At 32.9% G+C, this 19,571-nt stretch carries 15 protein-coding genes; 4 read left to right on the top strand and 11 right to left on the bottom strand.

Translation table 11 applies throughout. The features are described 5' to 3' along the window. Nucleotides 1-32 precede the first annotated feature (32 nt). Nucleotides 33-938 carry a Gfo/Idh/MocA family protein gene (locus FS935_RS19580; RefSeq protein ID WP_146950327.1) on the bottom strand — a complete coding sequence of 302 codons (906 nt, stop codon included), beginning with the start codon at nt 936-938 and terminating at the stop codon, nt 33-35. Between the two features lie 163 nt (nt 939-1,101). Here FS935_RS19580 and FS935_RS19575 point away from each other — a divergent pair, with 163 nt between their 5' ends. Then, the gene (locus FS935_RS19575; RefSeq protein WP_158638663.1) at nt 1,102-2,091 is read left to right on the top strand and encodes a hypothetical protein; all 990 of its coding nucleotides are present in this window, start codon (nt 1,102-1,104) and stop codon (nt 2,089-2,091) included. 45 nt (nt 2,092-2,136) lie between these two features. Here the strand turns inward: FS935_RS19575 and FS935_RS19570 are convergent, their stop codons facing one another. Genes FS935_RS19570 through FS935_RS19560 form a run of 3 tightly spaced genes read right to left on the bottom strand, consistent with a single transcriptional unit; the run spans nt 2,137 to nt 4,374 of the window. Next, nucleotides 2,137-2,358 (bottom strand): YdbC family protein, encoded by a 222-nt coding sequence (locus tag FS935_RS19570; RefSeq protein WP_146950325.1) that lies wholly within the window; start codon nt 2,356-2,358, stop codon nt 2,137-2,139. A gap of 47 nt (nt 2,359-2,405) precedes the next feature. After that, a complete protein-coding gene (locus FS935_RS19565; protein WP_158638662.1) occupies nt 2,406-2,972 on the bottom strand; it encodes a GDYXXLXY domain-containing protein in 567 nt (188 codons plus the stop codon). After that, nucleotides 2,947-4,374: a DUF2157 domain-containing protein gene (locus FS935_RS19560; RefSeq protein ID WP_146950323.1), complete on the bottom strand. Its 1,428-nt coding sequence runs from the start codon at nt 4,372-4,374 to the stop codon at nt 2,947-2,949. The genes FS935_RS19565 and FS935_RS19560 overlap by 26 nt, the downstream gene beginning before the upstream one ends. A gap of 259 nt (nt 4,375-4,633) precedes the next feature. Here FS935_RS19560 and FS935_RS19555 point away from each other — a divergent pair, with 259 nt between their 5' ends. Further along, nucleotides 4,634-5,257 carry a cell wall hydrolase gene (locus FS935_RS19555; RefSeq protein ID WP_146950322.1) on the top strand — a complete coding sequence of 208 codons (624 nt, stop codon included), beginning with the start codon at nt 4,634-4,636 and terminating at the stop codon, nt 5,255-5,257. Nucleotides 5,258-5,505: 248 nt separating this feature from the next. Here the strand turns inward: FS935_RS19555 and FS935_RS19550 are convergent, their stop codons facing one another. From FS935_RS19550 to FS935_RS19525, 6 genes are all read right to left on the bottom strand, one after another. Further along, nucleotides 5,506-6,408 (bottom strand): glycerophosphodiester phosphodiesterase, encoded by a 903-nt coding sequence (locus FS935_RS19550; RefSeq protein WP_439116680.1) that lies wholly within the window; start codon nt 6,406-6,408, stop codon nt 5,506-5,508. 131 nt (nt 6,409-6,539) lie between these two features. Continuing rightward, nucleotides 6,540-7,205 (bottom strand): thiamine phosphate synthase, encoded by a 666-nt coding sequence (thiE, locus tag FS935_RS19545; protein WP_146950320.1) that lies wholly within the window; start codon nt 7,203-7,205, stop codon nt 6,540-6,542. A 35-nt stretch (nt 7,206-7,240) separates the two neighbouring features. Beyond that, nucleotides 7,241-8,047 carry a hydroxyethylthiazole kinase gene (gene thiM, locus FS935_RS19540; RefSeq protein WP_146950319.1) on the bottom strand — a complete coding sequence of 269 codons (807 nt, stop codon included), beginning with the start codon at nt 8,045-8,047 and terminating at the stop codon, nt 7,241-7,243. Between the two features lie 293 nt (nt 8,048-8,340). Next, nucleotides 8,341-10,275 (bottom strand): fructose-1,6-bisphosphatase, encoded by a 1,935-nt coding sequence (gene fbp / locus FS935_RS19535; RefSeq protein WP_146950318.1) that lies wholly within the window; start codon nt 10,273-10,275, stop codon nt 8,341-8,343. 700 nt (nt 10,276-10,975) lie between these two features. Then, nucleotides 10,976-12,772, bottom strand: a complete 1,797-nt coding sequence (locus tag FS935_RS19530; protein WP_146950317.1) for a YhgE/Pip domain-containing protein — start codon at nt 12,770-12,772, stop codon at nt 10,976-10,978. Further along, complete coding sequence (locus tag FS935_RS19525; protein WP_240050973.1) at nt 12,772-14,718, bottom strand: efflux RND transporter permease subunit; 1,947 nt, start codon at nt 14,716-14,718, stop codon at nt 12,772-12,774. The genes FS935_RS19530 and FS935_RS19525 overlap by 1 nt, the downstream gene beginning before the upstream one ends. A 265-nt stretch (nt 14,719-14,983) precedes the next feature. Here FS935_RS19525 and FS935_RS19520 point away from each other — a divergent pair, with 265 nt between their 5' ends. Both FS935_RS19520 and FS935_RS23700 read left to right on the top strand, forming a co-directional pair. Next, nucleotides 14,984-15,547, top strand: coding sequence for a TetR/AcrR family transcriptional regulator (locus tag FS935_RS19520; protein WP_146950315.1), 564 nt, complete (start codon nt 14,984-14,986; stop codon nt 15,545-15,547). A gap of 232 nt (nt 15,548-15,779) precedes the next feature. After that, nucleotides 15,780-15,926 (top strand): hypothetical protein, encoded by a 147-nt coding sequence (locus FS935_RS23700; protein WP_168714496.1) that lies wholly within the window; start codon nt 15,780-15,782, stop codon nt 15,924-15,926. A 125-nt stretch (nt 15,927-16,051) separates the two neighbouring features. Here FS935_RS23700 and FS935_RS19515 read toward each other — a convergent pair whose 3' ends face one another. Next, the gene (locus FS935_RS19515) at nt 16,052-19,510 is read right to left on the bottom strand and encodes an alpha/beta hydrolase-fold protein (protein WP_146950314.1); all 3,459 of its coding nucleotides are present in this window, start codon (nt 19,508-19,510) and stop codon (nt 16,052-16,054) included. Nucleotides 19,511-19,571 lie beyond the last annotated feature (61 nt).

The raw sequence follows: 19,571 nt of genomic DNA, 5'->3' as shown, positions 1-19,571 counted from the left end.
AAAGCACACAATTATAATAAATAAAACCATCTTTATTTTCCCATAACCTCACGTACAACCTTTTCCGCAATTAAATGACCTTGTAAATCACGCTCATAACCATCATAATTTTCAGCACCAGCACTTACTGCTTTTAGAAAAGCGGAGATGATTGCATGAAATCCGCGCTTATGTAGAGTTGGTTCCCAATCGTTAGAGCCGTAATCCAAGATCTGTTTATCTTTATGTGTATATACTTCACTGACATTTTTGACCACTCTTGTTTCATTAGCACTCATAACCTCGACTTTTTCTTCTGATGTACCAGCTTCTCGATTCATAATACCTATTGCTGCTCCTTCCTCTGACTCGAGCTGAAGAATTACATGATGAAGTTTGCCACCTTTATGCTTGGCTTTGATTGAGATATTTTCAATTTCATAAGGAAACAAATAAAGAATCGTGTCAATCACATGAATAAAGTCGTCAAATACAAAAGTACGAGCGTCAGCAGCTAGATGTCCACGGTTTTTTTGCATCACAATTAAATTCGGCTCTTTTACTTCTGTTAACTTCGAGTATGGAGGTGCATAACGTCGATTAAAGCCTACCATTAGAATTAACCCTCTACTTTTTGCTTTGTTAATTAATCTCTCAGAGGATTCACCTTCAGCAGTAATTGGTTTATCAACATAAACATGGATATTATGATCTAGTAATTGATCGATTATTTCTTCATGAGAAGACGTAGCAGAATGGACAAAAGCTGCTTCAATACCACTTGCCAACCACTTACTTATATCAGAATACGTATGTTCAAGCTTATATTGAGATGAAATTTCCGATAATGTTTCTTGATTTCTCGAACAAATATGTAATTCAACATCTTTTATTTGAGTTAAAACAGGTAAATATGCTTTTTGAGCAATATCACCAATTCCAATCATTCCTATTTTCATGAAATCACCTCTATTTTGAATTTGATTAAGCGGTAGCTCTATCTTTACTTTACAAAGTATACCATATGAAATTCACCTTGAAGCAGCGTATTAATTTCAATTTTTTCTTGATATAATGCTACGTAGAAAAAAGAAAGTCAGGTGAAAAATGAGATCTCTTACAGTGATTTTATCAATACTAACACTTTTCATTCTTCCTGCTTGTTCTAATAATAACTACGAACAAGCTATGGATAATGGAATTCAGCAGCTAGGAGAAAAAAATTACCACCAAGCATCAATTTATTTTGAACTAGCTTTAACTGAAAAAAATGGTGACAAAGATGCACGTCATTATTATGATCAAGCAACAAAGATGAACAGTGCTTTAAGAGACTTTGAAGCAAAGAAATACGAATCAGCCATCAAAACACTTGATATGATTTTAGCTCATAAAAATGGATTAGAAACAATTCAAAATGAAGCACAAACTCTAAAAGAGGAAATTACGACAAAACAAGATCAACTCACATCTTTGGATCAAAGAATAGAGCTAATTAATAATCTTATAGAGAAAAACAATTACAGTGAAGCAAAAGATCAACTAAAGCAGTTGGAACAAACGATTATTTCTGATGAAAAACTCGCTTCTTATCAAGCTGATATAAATCAGTTAACGGAAAAAATCGAAAAGCAAGAAACTGATACGAAAGAAAATAAGAAAAAAGAAGAAAAAACAGTTGAAAAAGAGAAGAATATTAAAGAAAAGGAATTAACCTATAAACAATATAGTAATGATCGATTTGGCTTTTCCTTTAAAGTACCTTCATCATTATCAATGTCTCCACCACCAACGAATGGAGATGGTGTAACTTTCTTTAATGAAGAAATAGAGGTTACTGCTTTCGGTGCCCATATAATTGAAGAGGGTAAAACTGTTGAAGATTTTTATCATGAAGAGATCAATTCAATTTTAGTTAACATTGCTTATCAAAGAATCAAAGAGAACTGGTATGTTTTATCTTATGAAGAAGATGGAATAATTACCTACAAAAAAAGCTTCTTTGGTAATGGAATAATGAACTCGTTAATTATGACGTATCCAGTTGATACACAAACAAAATATAGTGAAATAGTAACTTATATTACAGAGTCTTTCCAGCCTCCCTATTAATAAAATGAGATGGGGACACAGTGAGTATTTGAGTCCCCATTAACCTTACAAATCCATTTCATTTAGAATCTCTTTTAATTGTAAAAGTTCCTCTTTTGAAAGAGTAAGTCCTTTCCCCATTTTTACGTGATTTTCATCCCAGTCTCGAAGATCATATTTAGGTTCACGATCATTCCAGCTAATCAAATTAAGTTCTCTTTTCCAGCCTTTTTGACCTTCTGATACAGTTGCAATATTTTCTATAATTTCGAATTTAATATTAGCCATTATTGATTCTCCTATCTATCTCATTTAATCATATTTCACACCTAAGATTATTTTACATCTTTTATATCTGTTAAGATTGGATATCCATCATGAATTTTTACAGATACAAGTACTTGACCTTTACTTGCTGAATCTTCTAACTCAAGACCGGTACCTTCTTCCACATAAAAACGATTAATTCCATATTCAATAGACACTGTTTGTTTTGAAACGGACTCCTCGTCCCAGCTATTATCCATGATGTAAGGACTCATTTTTCCTTTAACAAAAAGTCCGTCTGGTTTATCTTCATTAACAGAAATCGCTTGATAAATACCATTATCTTCTTTCTTTAAAGAAACGTAAACTGTTAGGTTTTGATCATAAGCAGATTGCTCTAATTTTTTCTTCATTGAAGCTTCTAAGAGAGAAATATCGATTTCTTCAATTTCTAAATCTAGAATCACATAGTCGCCATAAAATAAATCTCTAGGATCAACAGGAATGGTTGCAAGAGTTATTTGTTTGCCATTAACCATCGTATTAACTGGCTTTATTAGCATACTTGATAAAACAAGAAGTGGGATCAATAAGGAAATCCAAAACATTTTACTTGGTTTTCTTTTGAGACTCACCTTTACCATCTCCTCTCCTTGTTTTTTCAAACCAATAGCCTAATCCTAATAACAATAAACCACCAATGAAAAATGCAATTGATTTGTTCATAAATACTAGTGAAAGATCAACATAAAAACGGAAAATTAATAAACTGACTAATAAAACTCCAAACACTTTATTTTGATAAACTAAAAACATTCCATACACAATATAAGCTAATCCAAAGAAAATCCAAATTCTTGTTATGTCTAACGGACCATATGAAAATGGGAATGTTAACATCAATCCTGTTACTAATTGAAAGATAAGCCCCATCCATTTCATCACATCATCATATTCTTTTATCCTGTAATGTGTAAACACTATCCCAATTGCAAAAATAACGAAGAAATAAACAAATAACTGCTCTACATCGAAGTGATACAAAATCAAACAAAGAAATTGAATACCGATGATGACATTAATAGGAAAAAGTACAATTGATTTGTTCATAAAGATATGACCAATAACAAGTAAGATTACAGTTAATAAACCGAAAACAATTAAGTATGTAATATGGTCAATTGCTTTGACAAATAAAATCAACTCGATAAATTGATAAAGCAAAAGGAAATTAACCACAATCAAATACTTTTCTTTAGGAAACACTATTTTATTTAATGCAAAAGTACTAGCTAAGAGTAGTATTATCCACCCCATATGTAGTTCACTATTTACCATAAAACGCAATTCAATAAATTGGTAAAGAAGAGCGAAATTTGCAATGAGAAGAGCACGTTGAAATACTGTAATAAAACGAATTCCTATAAATAACAAAGGCAGAATCACAATTAACCATAATGAAGGTTCGCCATTACTTGGAATCATAAAGATTAACTCTATTGCCAAATAAAACAAGCCAAAAGCAACAGCAAAAAGAATATGATCTTTTCGATAAAAAGCTAAAGGAAGAAGTCCTAAGGACCAAGCCAAAAAAGCGGTGCCTATGTCTCCGCCTAAATGAAACATCTGTCCAATATAAAAAATTTCAGCTCCATAGATAAATGCACCAATATAATACAAGGCCTTTGACGTATTCGGCTTTTTCTCCTCTGTTCCCCAAGCTAAAAGATAAGAAGAAATGAGTGTAACGAGTAATAATACAAACTTCTCGATACTTGTCATTGCAGACCAATTGCTTGCAACAAAGCTAAGAACACCAAGTCCTATTAAAACTGCACCAATAATCGAAATAATTTGGATAGAATTTAATGACACAGTCTTTCTGGATGTAGATTTTGCTACCGGTTCATTATTAATAATTTCATATTCTTGAAGCAGTTCCTCGGATGTTTTTTCAGGTAATTTTCCGATCTCTTCTAGATAACGCAGCTCTTTTTTTAGTATTTCATATTGAAGAGATGAAATTTTTCGTTTCATATAGAACCACCTTCCGATATAGACCAAATTCTTTAGATTAAAGCCTAGTATAGCTGATTGTGTTTTTAAAAATGTTTTATCAACATTATTGTAACTTTTAAAAAATTCCTCTATTAGTTATGACCATAAAAGCCTTACAACACTAGAGTTCTCTCCTAATATTACCTCTTGTAATCTAATTGTAACACTATTCTAATTTTTTATTACATAGAAATAAGACAAGAGTTCAAAAAACGAAATCTACTAGGAGGACTATATTGTGAAAAAACTAATCTTTTTACTAACATTCCTGACAACTCTGTTTATGGCTGTGCCATCATTTGCTTATACTGTTCAAAAAGGTGATACAATGTCAGAAATTGCTAAACAAAATGGCTTATCTTTAACTGAATTAGCCAAAGAAAACCCACAAATAAAGAATCTTGATTTGATATATATCGGACAAGAAATAAAGATAAATAAAACAAATACCCCACCTCAAAAGCCAAGTAGAGGAAAAAACACCTCACATAAAATAACTGGAATCTCCCAATCAGACTTTGATTTATTGGCTAGAGTTGTACGAGCCGAAGCCCAAACAGAACCTTTCGAAGGTAAAGTAGCAGTAGCTAGTGTTGTATTAAATCGAGTAGAAAGCCCGAAATTTCCTAACACAATAAAAGAAGTTATTTACCAACGCGGACAATTTCAACCAGTAGCAAATGGACAAATCAACAAACCAGCCGATCAAGAATCAATCAAAGCCGCTCAAGCAGCAATATCAGAAATGAGACATATCGCAAAAGACGCATTATTCTTTTATAATCCTGACATCGCAACAAGTCGCTGGTTAGACACAAGAGAAACAACTGTTGTCATTGGACAGCATGTGTTTAAAAATTGATTATTCCTTACCTATTCGACCTGTTCTAAAGACTTACATATAGGATTAAATATATTAAAATTAGTTAGACTTCATGACTCAGTTCATGGTTCTTAGTTGTAAAAGTTGTCGATTTTTGTCTAATAGCTGATAAATCTGAAAAATCGTTGATAATTTTTAATAATCGCTGATATATTTGCAGAATCGCTGATATTTACAAAAAATCGCTGATAAAGTAAAAAACTAGCAGATTTTTAATCTGCTAGTAGTCACTTTTGTTTAGTTTCTTGCTCAACATTCTTTAAAACTTCATGAAAAAGGTCTGGGTGGTTTGTGAATATACCATTAACTCCCCATTTTAATGCTTTTTTCATATCTTCTCTTGTATTAATAGTGTAAGGATGGATTTGTAGGCCCCTTTCTCTTACTTTTTCAATATATTTTTGATCAATTCGTTTAAAGCTTGGACCTACACCTATTGAATATTTTTTAATGGATGCAAGCTGTAAATCGGTCATTTCAGGACTTGAATCTGGTAATAGCTGAATTAATGGAATGTGTTCGTTTAACACATGGATTTTCTTCAGGCTTTCTGTACTGAAGGACTGGAGTATTACATAACTTGGTTGTCCATTAACTCCTGTTAAGTTATATTTTTCAAGTAACTTCAGTAGCTTTTCCTCCATACCAGGGTATACGGTTGGTGATTTTGTTTCTATGTAATAGTTAGCATCTTGACCAAATTCTTTGAACACTTCTTCTAATGTTGGTACTTGAATATGTTCGTATTCATTTTTAGCATAGTGTGGGTATTTTTCATTAAACCATGAGCCAGCATCAAGTTGCTTGATTTCTTTAAGAGTCATATTTTTGACTAAACCAGTACCATTTGTAGTTCGGTCTACTCTTTCATCATGCATTGTAATAAGATGTCCATCACTTGTCATCTGAAGATCAATTTCGATATAATTGCCATTCATTTTCTCGCCCATTTGATAAGAAATTAGCGTGTGTTCTGGTGCATAAGCTGATGCGCCGCGGTGTGCTACATTCACTATTTTTTCATATGATGATGTTAGTAAATTTGTTGGATTGATAGAATTACTACTTGGAATACTATCTTGAAGAGCCATACCGAACGTCCAAAAAAGGACAAGCATTCTTTTTAACATATCCATTTGACCATCAACTCCTTAAAGTAAGTATATTACTTTCTTTAAAGATAAAATGTAAATTTAATAATCCGAGATTGTAAAATTGAATTTACAATCGATTTATTAATTAACGCTGTTTCTTCAGCTAGCTATTTTAAAAATGACTTAACCACTTTATTTAATTTCATCGCATTTTCTCCTGGATCTTCTGCTAAGCTAATTTCCGATATAACAGCAACTCCATTTCCACCATGTTCGATTACAGGCGACGCATTTTTAACAGTTATACCCCCGATACCTACAATGGGAATTTCGATATTATTGCTTCTAACTTCTTGAATAAGAGCTGTTCCTTGTGCTGTTTTAGCATCTTCCTTTGTTGTGGTTGAGTAGATTGGTCCAATTCCAACATAATCAGCACCTTCTGCAATGGCTTTTTTGACTTCTTCAAGATTGTGCGTAGAAACACCGAGTATTTTATTGTTTCCAATTTTTTGTCTAACTTGCTCAGCTGATTCATCATCCTGTCCAATATGTATACCATCTGCATCAAGTGCTAGTGCCAAATCAACATCATCATTTACAATGAAAGGTATATTGTTTATTCTGCAAATGTTTTGTAACTGCTCTGCAAATTTGATTTTTTCATTTCCTGTAAGAGCACCTGTACCTTTTTCTCTAAATTGAAAGAGAGTAATTCCACCTTTAATGGCTTGCTGTAAAACAAGTGTAGGCTCACTTTGGCAATTGTTACTGCCCATTATAAAATAAACGGGTAATAGATTTTCTATTTTCTTTTTCGTTATTTTTTTCATATTGCTTCCTCCATATTTTCGATTATTTAGACATGTTAGATTTTTTCAACCTTAGCCAATTGACGAATATCTCCCGGAGAAACACTTGCTAATTTGTTTAATAATTCAACCTGAAAGCTTCCTGGTCCCTGATCTAAAGCTTGATTTGCTGCTAATTCTGCTGCGACACCATACATAGTAATTGCTGAAACTGAAGCAACTATCAAATCCTTTTCAACAGCTGAAAATGCACCAACAACTGAGCTTAATAAACATCCAGCTCCAGTAACCTTTGTCAAAATAGGATGTCCATTATGCACAAGATACGTTGTTTCTCCATCTGTAATGACATCATCTTTTCCGGTAATAATGACTGTTGTTTTAAGTTTTTTTGCTGCATTTTGCGCTAACTCCACCACATTTCCTGTTCCTTCTCCAGCGTCTACACCTTTAATTTCCCATTCTGTTCCAATAACATTAGCTATTTCAGCTGCGTTTCCTCTTAAAATTGAAATCTGTAGTTCATCAACAATACGACGTGATGTTTCTGTACGATAAGGTGTTGCACCTGCTCCCACTGGATCAAAAATAATTGGTACACCATGTTCACTTGCAGATTTACCTGCTATCAACATCGCCTCAATTTCGTCATGTGATAATGTTCCGATATTTAACACAAGTGCACCTGCAATCTTGGCCATATCTGCTACTTCATCTTTAGCGTAAGCCATAACAGGTGATGCTCCTAATGCTAAAAGTCCATTTGCTGTAAAATTTGTCACAACAACATTAGTAATGTTATGAACAAGTGGATTTTTTTCTCTTACCTTCGTTAATGTTACTTCAATTTTTTCTATATTCATTTTGTATCCGTCCCTTCTAAATCGTTTTTATCCATCAAGATAAACCAGAAATTATATAAAATCATTGAAAAAAGCACCTTGCATATAGCGCAAAGTGCTCATAGTTTACCTACTCACATTCCCTACGCTGGCATTACCCAACAGGTTATCACGGTCCACAACGGAATAGTTGCAATCTCAGCCAGCTTCCACTAGCACCCGAAAATTGAATTTACACGTAGTTTACTTAATTAATAAATAAAATACAAGGGTTTTACACTCAATAATACATTAATTATTATTCTACTATTAATCTATTTCATATACCGATATTCCATCAAGCTAGTCAAAATAGAAACTTCTTGCAATAATTCCTCTCCCACATTTGTTTCTAGCACCTTTTTTCGCTCTAGTTCTTTATCAACAATTCTTTTTACTGATAACACATCGGTACCATTTAACAAAACTTCTTCTTTTGAATTGAAATGCTGATGTGCGACAAGCTGCATGCCAAATGAATTATATAATAAGGTGTAACCGGCAATTCCTGTTGTTGATTGATAAGCCTTTGAAAATCCGCCATCAATCACGATCATCTTTCCATTAGCTTTAATAGGATCTTCTCCATTAATCTCTTTTACTGGTGTGTGACCATTTATGATATGACCTTGATTAGGATCTAGTTCAAATTCTGCTAGTATTTTTTCACAGGTTTCCTCTTTTTCACGTAAATGATAGTAAGGATTTTTCTTTTCTTTATGTGTTGTTTTATCTTTTATAAAATATCTTTCAAAGGTGGTCATCGCTCTTTTTCCAAACAGTGATGAATATTCACCTGTCCACAAATACCAAACCATGTCTGTTGCAAGATCATCAGTTTCTTCCTGATGTGCAAAAGAATGTCGTAAATAACGTTCAAAAATATCAAGTAATTCACGACCTGCATATTCTTTATTTTCTATTAGCATTTTCTCCATATTTCCATCTTCATCTAACGGAATACAGCCGTGAATTAATAAATTTCCGTTATATCTTAAATAGAGACTGCCTTTTTTCATAAGAAAATTCATATGTCTTGCAAGCTTTTCTGAATGTTGAACAGAAAATAACAGCTTGTCTATCACCTGTTTTTCTTCTTCTAATAATTGATCAGGCTGTATAGGATTAATTGTTGCAAAACACGGATTTTCTAATGGATATGTTTTATCGTGAATTATAATCTCGTTTTTCTCGTAATCTATTTTTTCAAGTAAGAGCCTTTCTGACATATTAAAGGTTGGTCGTCGTTTGATAATAGGACTTTCAAGTTTAAATTGAATGATTGCGATCGCTTGATGAATTTTTGTAATTTGTAATTGTTCTTCTTCGAATATTGTTTCATCTGAATGAACTTTTGGTCTAAAAGCAGGATTATCTTGATAGTATTTTTCCGCTAAATTAAGAAGAGGTCTAAGATTGATTCCATAAACATCTTCAATGATATCTAAATTGTTGTATCTAGCACAAATTCGGATAATATTTGCTAAACAAACCTTTGATCCAGCAAAAGCACCTAGCCATAGTACATCATGGTTGCCCCACTGAATATCAACAGAATGATAATTAATGAGTGCTTCCATAATCTGATCTGGCTCTGGACCACGATCATAAATATCTCCCACAACATGGAGATGATCAACAACTAATCTCTGAGTTGTATAAGCAAGACCTGTAATAAGCTTGTCAGCTTGTCCGAGAGAAATAATTTGTTGAACAATTTTAGCATAATATGGCTCTTTAAAATTTGTGAATTCATCTGTTTTATAAAGTAATTCTTCTATAATATAAACAAACTGATCTGGTAAGGCTTTTCGTAATTTCGAGCGTGTATATTTTGAGGAGGCATAAGAAATGAGTTTAATCATACGCTCAATGATAACGGAGTACCACTGATGTAATTCTTTTTCATTATCAAAATCATTCTTAATAAGTTGAATTTTTTCTTCTGGATAGTAGACTAATGTGGCAAATTCTTTGATTTCTTTTTCGGTTAATACTTTTTTATAAATATCTTCTATTTTTTCTTTTACTTTTCCAGAGCCATTTCTTAAAACATGTTGAAAAGCTTGATATTCCCCATGTAAATCACTGACAAAATGCTCTGTGCCTTTTGGTAGATTAAGAATCGCTTCAAGATTAATAATTTCTGTAACTACTTTTTCTTCACAATCATATTTCTGGGCTAATAAATCTAAGTACTTAGTGTTCAAAATTATGTATCCCCCTTCACAACTACCCCTCTATTTTACACTACGAAATATAGATTAAAATACTACTATTTGTTTTATATAAACTGTATTTTAATTAATTTCAGGGTCTTTTTTTATCTTTTAAACTAGTATATCAGATACTGAATATTCTAAAAAGTTAAATGATCTTTGAAATGTGAGATCACTAACTATCACATGCGATCTTTAGTTTATAATTTTCATTTCATCATGTGGAGTAAAAAGCTGTGCTCATGACCTGGATTTCTTTTTAATGGTTTGTATTTCTTCGAATGGCGCGCAAATCCAAGTTAATGACGTGTAAATTCTCTTTTATGACCTGTATTTTCTTTTTAATGGTTTGTATTTCTTTGAATGACGCGCAAATCCAAGTTAATGACGTGTAATATCTCTTTTATGACCTGTATTTTCTTTCTAATGGTTTATATTTCTTCGAATGCGCGCAAATCCAAGCTTATGATGTGTAATTTCTCATTTATGATCTACATTTTATCTTTAATGGTCGACATTTCTTTGATATCAGGACACATCTTTCTTGTGACCTGTAAATTGGTTTATTTGTAACAAAAAGTTCCTCTAGTCGGGGGACAGTATCTATTCCTCATACATATACATTTCTAATTTATGTACAATTACATCAAAAAAGGTACTACCCGTTTGGATAGTACCTTTCTCCATATTACTAAGAAAACAACTCCATAAAGCGAGTCCAGAATCCTTTTTCTTCTTCAGGTTTTTCCGTGACTTTTGGTTCTTCTTCATCTTGCTTTATACTTTCTGTTTTGAAGACAAATTGAACTGAGTTAATTTTTTCATTTTTAGGTGAAGTAAAGGATACAGCATCGAAGTCAGATTTATCGAACTCTGACATCATTTTATCCACTTCTTTGTTCATTGTAGCAGGTAAGTCACTTGTAGATTCATAGAGTTCTGTAGTTCCGTCGTGTAGTTGACTAACACCGTTTTCTAGGTCACTTGTACCTTGAGATAATTCGTTGATTCCATTATGCAGACTATTATACGAGCTAGTTAATTGACTTGCCCCTTCTGTATAATTTACTAATCCTTTATGAAAGTTCTTATAATTGGAAGCTAACCCATTTATACCTTCCTGTAATTTAGCGAGTGAATCATCTATGTTCATTTGTTCAAGAGATGTTGAAAGCTCTTTTGTCATAGTGTCTAAATTACTAGCCATTGCTGTAAGAGTTCCGCTAACTTGCGGAAGTGTAGCATTTACAGAAGTAAATGCTTTTTTTGATGCTGCGTAAGTTTCTTTTGCAGTTATTGAAGCTGAATAGGTTTCTAGTAATTGATCAAGTACTTTCGGATCTGCTCCACTATTATATAAGTTTTGAGTTTGTTCTTCTGTAATGACGTAGTCAGGAATAGAATTTATGGCTTTGTCGAGTGAAGAAAGTGCTGCTTCATAATTTTCTTTTAACGTCATTAAGCTCTTTGATGTTTCTTTTAAACCAGCTGACATTTGCTTGAGTCCATCTTCTAGTTTTTTGAAATCAGCTAGATCAATTTGCTCTGAATTATTTGCTAATGAACCATTCATCGCTTCAAGTGCTTGCTGAATGTTTTTCGAACCGTTAATTAGCTCAGAGGAAGAATCATTGAGTGCATTCATCCAATCACTATATTCCTTTGAACCACTTTGTAGACTTTTTACACCATTATTTAATTCTGAAACTCCTGTTTCTAATTTTGCAACACCATCATTCACTTCTTTTATCGCATCTGTAAGAGTTTGCATATCACCTGTCATATCATCAATATCTGGTGCATCAATTGACATGGAAGAAGGAATTGCAGATATGTTAATACCTTCTAGCTCAAAATTAATAACGTCTGCTTCAAGTACTAATTCCTCTTCCTTTCCAGGCATCACTGTGAATGTTACTTGCTTGTTTTTCCCTGCATTTGCTAGCATTCCGTCAGGAGCTTTAATGTTACTATATTGGTCAGTGTTTAGGGAAAGAGAAATTTGTAATAAATAGTTTTCAAAAAAGATTGGATCTACTTCATCATTGGCAGAAGTAGCAATCTTAATTTGAACATGTCCCTCTTTTCCAAGAATCTCTTTTGGTGTTATTTCTTTTCCATCCATTAAATATGAAATGGTGATATCCCATGGCAATGGATTTTTTTCATTCATATTACCTTGATAATAAAATTTCCCTTCTGGAGCTGAGAATTCTACAGAATTATTATCTTGATTTAAAGAAGATAAATTTGTTAAATTTTTCAGACTAGAATACGGTCCATAATCAATGATCTTTCCCGCTTTTTCTATGTCTAATATGTTTACAACATAAATTTCTTGTTTTTCACCAGTTGCACTTAAGTTCGCATAAACAACCTCATCTTTTGAAGAAAATTCTCCTTTTTCACTAGAAACTTCTTCAGCTGTTACTAGAATAGACGGCATCATTATTATACTTATTAAAATTAAAATCAGGATTTTTTTCATTATCGGTCCTCCTTAAAAAAGTTTGCTTTCCATGTTGTTTTTGTGATCAATTTATCAAAGACCAATAAGCATGCTGGTAGGAAAAACACAACCATAATAAACGCTAGTAACGCTCCTCTTCCAAGTAATAAACCGATTGATGTAACAATTGGGTTTGAGGAAGTAATCCATAATATAAATCCAACGCTTGATAATATGGAAGCTGAAATTCCTATAGCAAATATTTTCTCATCTAATGTTCTTTTAATAGCTGCTAGTGCAGGCATTTCCTGTCGATATTCCTTATATGCATCTGTCAGTAGGATCGCATAATCCACCGTTGCAGCTAGTTGAATAATGCTGATCAACAAATATCCTACATAAACTAATGGAGAGTCTGTAAAATAAGGAACTGATAAATTGATCCAGACGGCTGTCTGAATTGTAAGCAATAAAATAAAAGGAATCGAAATTGATTTAAAGGTTACTAATAAAACGAAAGCTACAGTTAAAATTGTTAAAAGATTAACTAATTGATTATCTTTTTGAACAATATTTTTTATATCGTATAACGTTACACTTTCACCTACCATAAATACATCTTGATCATAATAGGATTTTGCTTTATCTTGAACTCGCTCAATTAAATGAAAGGCTTTTTCTCCTTCATTTTTGGTTTCAGTTTGGAGTATGATTCGTGCATAATTTTCTGAATAAAATTGATCTGTAATGGAAGAATCTAAATATTCAGGTGGAATTGCTGCACTAACTGTGTTAACAAAAGCTAGAACACTTGATACATGTTCGATTTTTTCTAAATCCTGCACTAATTCCTCTTCTTTTGCGACATCTCCTTTAGGAACAAGTAAAACAATTGGTGTGCTTTCACCGAATTGTTCTTTAATTTTCACGATATCACTACCAGCTCTTGTGTTCTCTGGTTGATCTCCGATTCCATAGATGAAATTCGTCTGACTTTGTGCTAAGAATGCAGGTACAATCACAAGCAGTACAAGTAATATACTTGGAATTTTCATTTTCACTACAGCATTTCCTTTGTTCTTGATGCTCGGTAGCAAAGGTTTATGTTTTGTTTTATCAATCCATTTATAGAACAATAATGTTAATGCTGGTAAAAAGATCATGACACTAATAAAGCTTAATAAAATTCCTTTAACTAAATTAATTCCTAAATCTGCCCCGATTTCAAAATTCATAAATGTTAAGGCAATAAAGCCAAAGAAAGTTGTTGAAGCACTAGCTGTAATCGCAGAAAATGATTTTTTCATAGCGAGCTCCATCGCATGATGAGGATCCTCTACTTTTTTTCGATAATCTGCAAAACTATGAAGTAGGAAAATGGCGTAATCTAGTGAAACAGCTAGTTGTAGAATTGGTGCAACAGACTGCGTAACAAATGAGACTTCACCAAGAAAGATATTTGTACCCATATTAATTAACACGGAAACACCTATTGCTGTTAAGAAAAATAATGGTTCTATCCAAGAATTAGTGGATAAAACTAAAATCAATATGATAATCGGCACTAATAAGGCAGCTGCGTACATTGATTCAGTTCCAGCCATTTTTTGTTGTGTAGCCGTATTAAGTGATTCTCCAGACATTGCATTATCTTCTCCAATGAGCTCATAGATGTTATCTGTTATGACAACTTCCTCACCCTCACGAATGCTAAATGAAAATAATGCTTTATTATCTTTATAATACGTTTCAACAACACCTTGATCAGCCATTTCAAGCGGTGATTTTAGATCAATTGCATCATCTAACCATGTTACATTTGAAACACCATCTATATTCTCCAGTTTATTTTTAAATTCAAGAGCTTCCTGAATTGTCACATCTTGAATCATGATTCGATTTGTAGGAACACTTCCCTCAAATTCTTCTTGCATGATATCCATTGCTACGGTAGAACCTGCATCATCTGGTAAGTAGTCTGTCATATCGTAGTTCACTGATACTTTTAAGGTTGCTATGGCACAGAGTACTGTCAGAACCATAAATGTAATCGCAACAGCTTTTTTATGTTTAATAATTCGTGCTGCTATGTTAATTGCTATTCACCCTCTCTTGCTACTTTTTCGTATACACTCTATTATTATATGGACACGGTGTTGTCTATTCAACAAACAGTTATTCTTCATTTGTGACTTTTCCAACATATTTATTAATTATGTCGGATAACTCATAAATTTAAAGGAGATTTATATGAGTACTTCTAAATTAGATCGAAGAAAAAAATATACCCGAATGGTTTTAAAGGATAGTCTTATCCATTTATTGAAGGAAAAGCAGATTTCTTCCATTACAGTTAAAGAGATTTGTGGTAAAGCTGACATTAATCGCTCGACATTTTATACACATTATCATGATCAATTTGACCTTCTCGACAAAATTGAAGAAGAACTTATTGAAGATATGAAAGGATATTTGAGTCAATACACTTACGAAGATGATGATATACAGATGATTGAAAGATTATTAGAATATTTTGCTTCCAAAGCTGAAATCTGTAAAACACTTCTTAGTGAAAAAGTTGACACTACCTTTCAAAAGAAGGTGATGGTCGTCGCCCAACATTTCTTTATGAATAACTGGCAAGCAAATAATCACATTGATGAAGAACTATCTGAATACTTGAGTATCTTTGTCATCAGTGGAAGTATCTATGTGACAAAAAGCTGGTTAAACAATGGAATGGATAAATCTCCAAGAGAAATGGCGGAGATGATAAATAGCATTATCAAAAATGGACTATTAGGGGTGCAATAAATTACCCCTAAACAATTAAAGCCTTCTAATCACTAACCTAACTGGCTTATTTAGTAAATTCTCCTATGTAAAATCAACAAATAACAATTCTATATCATTTCTTGAAAAATCATCTGATATTGATATTGGTTTAATCTCATTTTGAGATATATAATAAAAATAAGAAATCAAAGAAATCGTTTACACGAAATGTAACAGCTTTGTTACTTCCCATACATTAGGAGGATTTAAAATGAGTAAAGTAGCCAGAGATTCAAAAGTGAAGGAACTATTAGCAAAACAAAAATTCAATGAAAAAGAAATGTCTGAAATGACTGATCCGCAGATTGAATATTATCACTGGCTTTATTTTGAAGATTCTGTTTATGATTATATGTAAGTTGAAAAATAATACTAGGTAACAGCTTTTGTACATGTACAAAAGCTGTTTTTTGTTATATTCAAAAAAATAGTTGATTTGCTTTCTATTAGAAAACAAATCAACTATTCAACACTAGAATTAATTTACTCTTTTATGAATCTCTTTCTCCATCCTAAAACACCAAAACATAATCCTAATAGTACGATTATCGAACCTACCAGGAAAGAATTGTAATGATTAGTTGCAGTATTCGGAAGATTTTTTCCTTCTACTTTATCAGAATTAGTAGAATCACCTTCTTCTTTGTCTTTATCTACTTCACTATCTTTGCTTGTGTCCTCGTTTTTACCACCAACTACCTCATCTCCTTTTGGCTTTTCTTCATGATTAGGTGTTTTAGGTTCATCACCTGGTGTTGGTTTTCCTTCATCTACGGTTTTAGCCGTATATTCAAAGGTTCCTAAATCTATATTTGTATCTAATAAAGAAGCAAATACAGAAAGGGTGAAATTCTTAGTAAGGTCAACATCACCTGCAACTACATTATCTGGATCAGCAACTGAACCACCTAGAATAATTTCTTTCTCGAATTCTAATGAAGTTGAACCAGATACTGTTGAAGTTTCCATCTGATTAAATACCGTTTTACCATTTTGTTCAATTTTGAAAGTAATCGGAATGACCATATCAGGGTTAGTATCTTTCGTATAAGCTGATTCTGGTATTGTGTTCATCCATTGATCAAATTCTTGATTTAAGCTTAGTTTAGCTGAGATATTTAGTTTATCATCTGTTACTTCTGCTTCCATTTCACTTGATGCAGAATCTGCAATTTTACCGCCTGTAGTGTACATTTCCTCACTTACATAGCTAAATGCATCAATAACATGTGGAAGATAAAACACACTATCATGCTCACCATTTTCAATCATGAAAACATGATCTACATTTTTTTCTCGTAGCTGATTATCTAACTGAATGGCTGGTGCTCCAAATCCATAAACATCTCGGTTACCAGATATAAAGTAATGTGAATAGTTTTGTAAATATTCATCACTTACTTTTTCAACTATAGAATTAGGGCTATGTTCTCTACCATAAGTAAATGCACCAAAGAAACTAATGATTGATGAAAAGTAATTAGGATTAGATAATCCAATACCGTATGCACCTTGTCCACCCATAGAAGCACCTGCTGTTCCGTTGTACCTTGCATCAGCAATTGTTCGGTAATTTTCATTAATAAATGGCACTAAGTCCTCTGTGACCATTAATTCCCAATCATCTCGCCACCAGCTCATTCCATCACTATCCGGAATCACAACAATCATATCCTGAATATCTCCATCTGCCATACCCTTTTTAAGAATATCTTGGATGCCATCAATTTCATAAGATTTACTAGTAGAGCTAAATTGATGCAATAAATACGTAACAGGATATCTTTTATTTGAATCAAAATAGCCTTCTGGAAGGTAAACACGGTAATTCATTTCAGTACTACCTTCAAGACCTTTTGCACTTGCAGCATATGATGACGCGTAAGAATCGACATAGAAAGTCTCATGATCACCGTACATGACCACATTATCATTTTCAATTTTGTAATAAGCATTAACTGTTTCTGTTTTAATTTCACCAGAAGCATTTGTTATGTTTCTTTGGGCTTGATACAAATACATACCCTTAAAATTATAAACATTTACCGATGAATCAGATACTGTTACCTTTCCATCTCCAGTAAGATCTTTGTTCACTTTTTCGATTAGTCGAGCTTTATTATAACCAGATTGAAAATAATCTGGTGCTATCGTTTTAGCATAAGCATCAATATCTTTGCTTTCTAGTGCAGTGTTTTGTGTATCCACAAATTCTTTAATTTGAGCTGTTGCAGTTGAATCTGCTAAGTCAGAAGGTAAACCTACAATTTTGTTATAAGCTGCTGGAGAGAAAATCCCTACTGGACCTTGATACCAGCCACCACCACCATTGGAGTTTGCCATTCTAACTGCAATTGTATTTGATCCTCCATAATTTAAAATATCAGAATCTAACTTGTATAAACGGTCCACATCCCATGGATTGCTTCCATCATAAAGACCACCAGGTTCAGGGATACCAGTTGCACCAACACGAACACCATTTACATATACTTCATCTGCTTCATCAAATTTACCAAGAGCCAATAGTAAGTCTTCTTTTGCAAAATCTGCATTTATGTTAAATTCACGTACGTACCATGCATAGCCCGTCCAATTTGAGTTATTTTCAAGACTTTCATCAAAATCAGCTGTCCACCATCCTAGCGCTGGTTGAACTGTACCCCAAGTTGTCCATACATCCTTTGTTAGATTAGTAATTTGATCGAGAGCTTCACTTCCTGTATTTGAAAAAGGTTTATAAGCCTTGAACTTCCAATCTCCCATAAGATCAATTAACTGTTCATCTGGCTTTGAACCTGTATCCATGATACGTACTAATGATTCACTGCCAATGTTTATGGTAAATCCAAGCATATTAGCTGTGATAGAAACTTTCGAATTTGTACCATTAACAGTATTCGGAATTTTGAAAGTCCCTTCATAAGTAGCCACTCCATCTACTGATACCGTCTTATTTTCTTTATGAAGCACAGAACCATCAGCTGGATCTGTTAATATAACTTCAATTGTCATATCTGTTGAATGAGGAGAGATCTCTGGAAAAATAGGATTAACATCGATATTGTAACTAACTTCTATTTCTTCAACAGAACTTGCTGCTACTTGTGGAGATAACGAAATATCACCACTTATCATTTTTGAATAAAATTGCTCACTAAAGCGATTCATTACTCGACTTACTGATTCCTGTAAATAGTCATCATCATAAGTACCATAACGTGCTGTATATTCATGAATATCATATGACAAAGTTCTATACCAATTAATAAATAAAGCTCCAATTTCATTTGTCGATTTAGGTTGATAAGTGAAAGGATCTTCTGTTGGACTATCTAAATAAGTATAGTAGTTTACGATGTTATCTTTATTAATTTGCGAGATTATGTCATAAACATCACCATATTCTTCATATAATGGATGATCAGTTTCACTAAAATGTCCACGAATACTTCCGATGTTTTTAATCATATTAGGTGTATTTAGGGCTGAATTATTATCAGTCATCCCAAAAATATAGGCCATATAACCACCGACTCCAACACCAAGAATGGCTCTGTGATCTATTGTAGCTATTGTATTGTACTTACTATCAACATCAGCAATAATCTTTTTCATTGTGATGCGAAAATCCTCATTTGAATCAAAGTTCGGCATAACAATGATCATATTTCCTGATTGATCAGTTTCCATTTCACCTTGAATCATTGAAATCATTTTATTATTGTATAAAGATTTCCCATCTTCAGGCATTAAATAAAGAACCGGATAAGATTGCCCATTACCATCTCCATACTCATTAGGTAATATAACTTTATAGGAACCATTGTTCTCCATATTCACTTCAGTCCCCTCACTTACAGCAAATGTCTTTATGTTAAAACTAGTACATATTAAAAGAATTGTTATCATTAGTGCAAAAATACTTCTCCCCTTTTTCATATAGAACCTCCGATAATATTAATTTTTCATTTCCGATTTTTCATTATAGCTGCGCTTTCAA

Source organism: Metabacillus litoralis (assembly GCF_007994985.1).
Lineage (GTDB): Bacteria > Bacillota > Bacilli > Bacillales > Bacillaceae > Metabacillus > Metabacillus litoralis.
This window is presented reverse-complemented; position numbering and strand designations above follow the sequence as displayed.

What these genes read in the sequence shown, in the direction of transcription:
- FS935_RS19560 (WP_146950323.1), bottom strand. Translation starts at nt 4,374, where the DNA reads ATGAAACGAAAAATTTCATCTCTTCAATATGAAATACTAAAAAAAGAG.
- FS935_RS19530 (WP_146950317.1), bottom strand. Translation starts at nt 12,772, where the DNA reads ATGAAAAAAATCCTGATTTTAATTTTAATAAGTATAATAATGATGCCG.
- FS935_RS19570 (WP_146950325.1), bottom strand. Translation starts at nt 2,358, where the DNA reads ATGGCTAATATTAAATTCGAAATTATAGAAAATATTGCAACTGTATCA.
- thiM (WP_146950319.1), bottom strand. Translation starts at nt 8,047, where the DNA reads ATGAATATAGAAAAAATTGAAGTAACATTAACGAAGGTAAGAGAAAAA.
- FS935_RS19525 (WP_240050973.1), bottom strand. Translation starts at nt 14,718, where the DNA reads ATGACAGACTACTTACCAGATGATGCAGGTTCTACCGTAGCAATGGAT.
- FS935_RS19550 (WP_439116680.1), bottom strand. Translation starts at nt 6,408, where the DNA reads ATGTTAAAAAGAATGCTTGTCCTTTTTTGGACGTTCGGTATGGCTCTT.
- FS935_RS23700 (WP_168714496.1), top strand. Translation starts at nt 15,780, where the DNA reads ATGAGTAAAGTAGCCAGAGATTCAAAAGTGAAGGAACTATTAGCAAAA.
- thiE (WP_146950320.1), bottom strand. Translation starts at nt 7,205, where the DNA reads ATGAAAAAAATAACGAAAAAGAAAATAGAAAATCTATTACCCGTTTAT.
- FS935_RS19515 (WP_146950314.1), bottom strand. Translation starts at nt 19,510, where the DNA reads ATGAAAAAGGGGAGAAGTATTTTTGCACTAATGATAACAATTCTTTTA.
- FS935_RS19520 (WP_146950315.1), top strand. Translation starts at nt 14,984, where the DNA reads ATGAGTACTTCTAAATTAGATCGAAGAAAAAAATATACCCGAATGGTT.
- FS935_RS19580 (WP_146950327.1), bottom strand. Translation starts at nt 938, where the DNA reads ATGAAAATAGGAATGATTGGAATTGGTGATATTGCTCAAAAAGCATAT.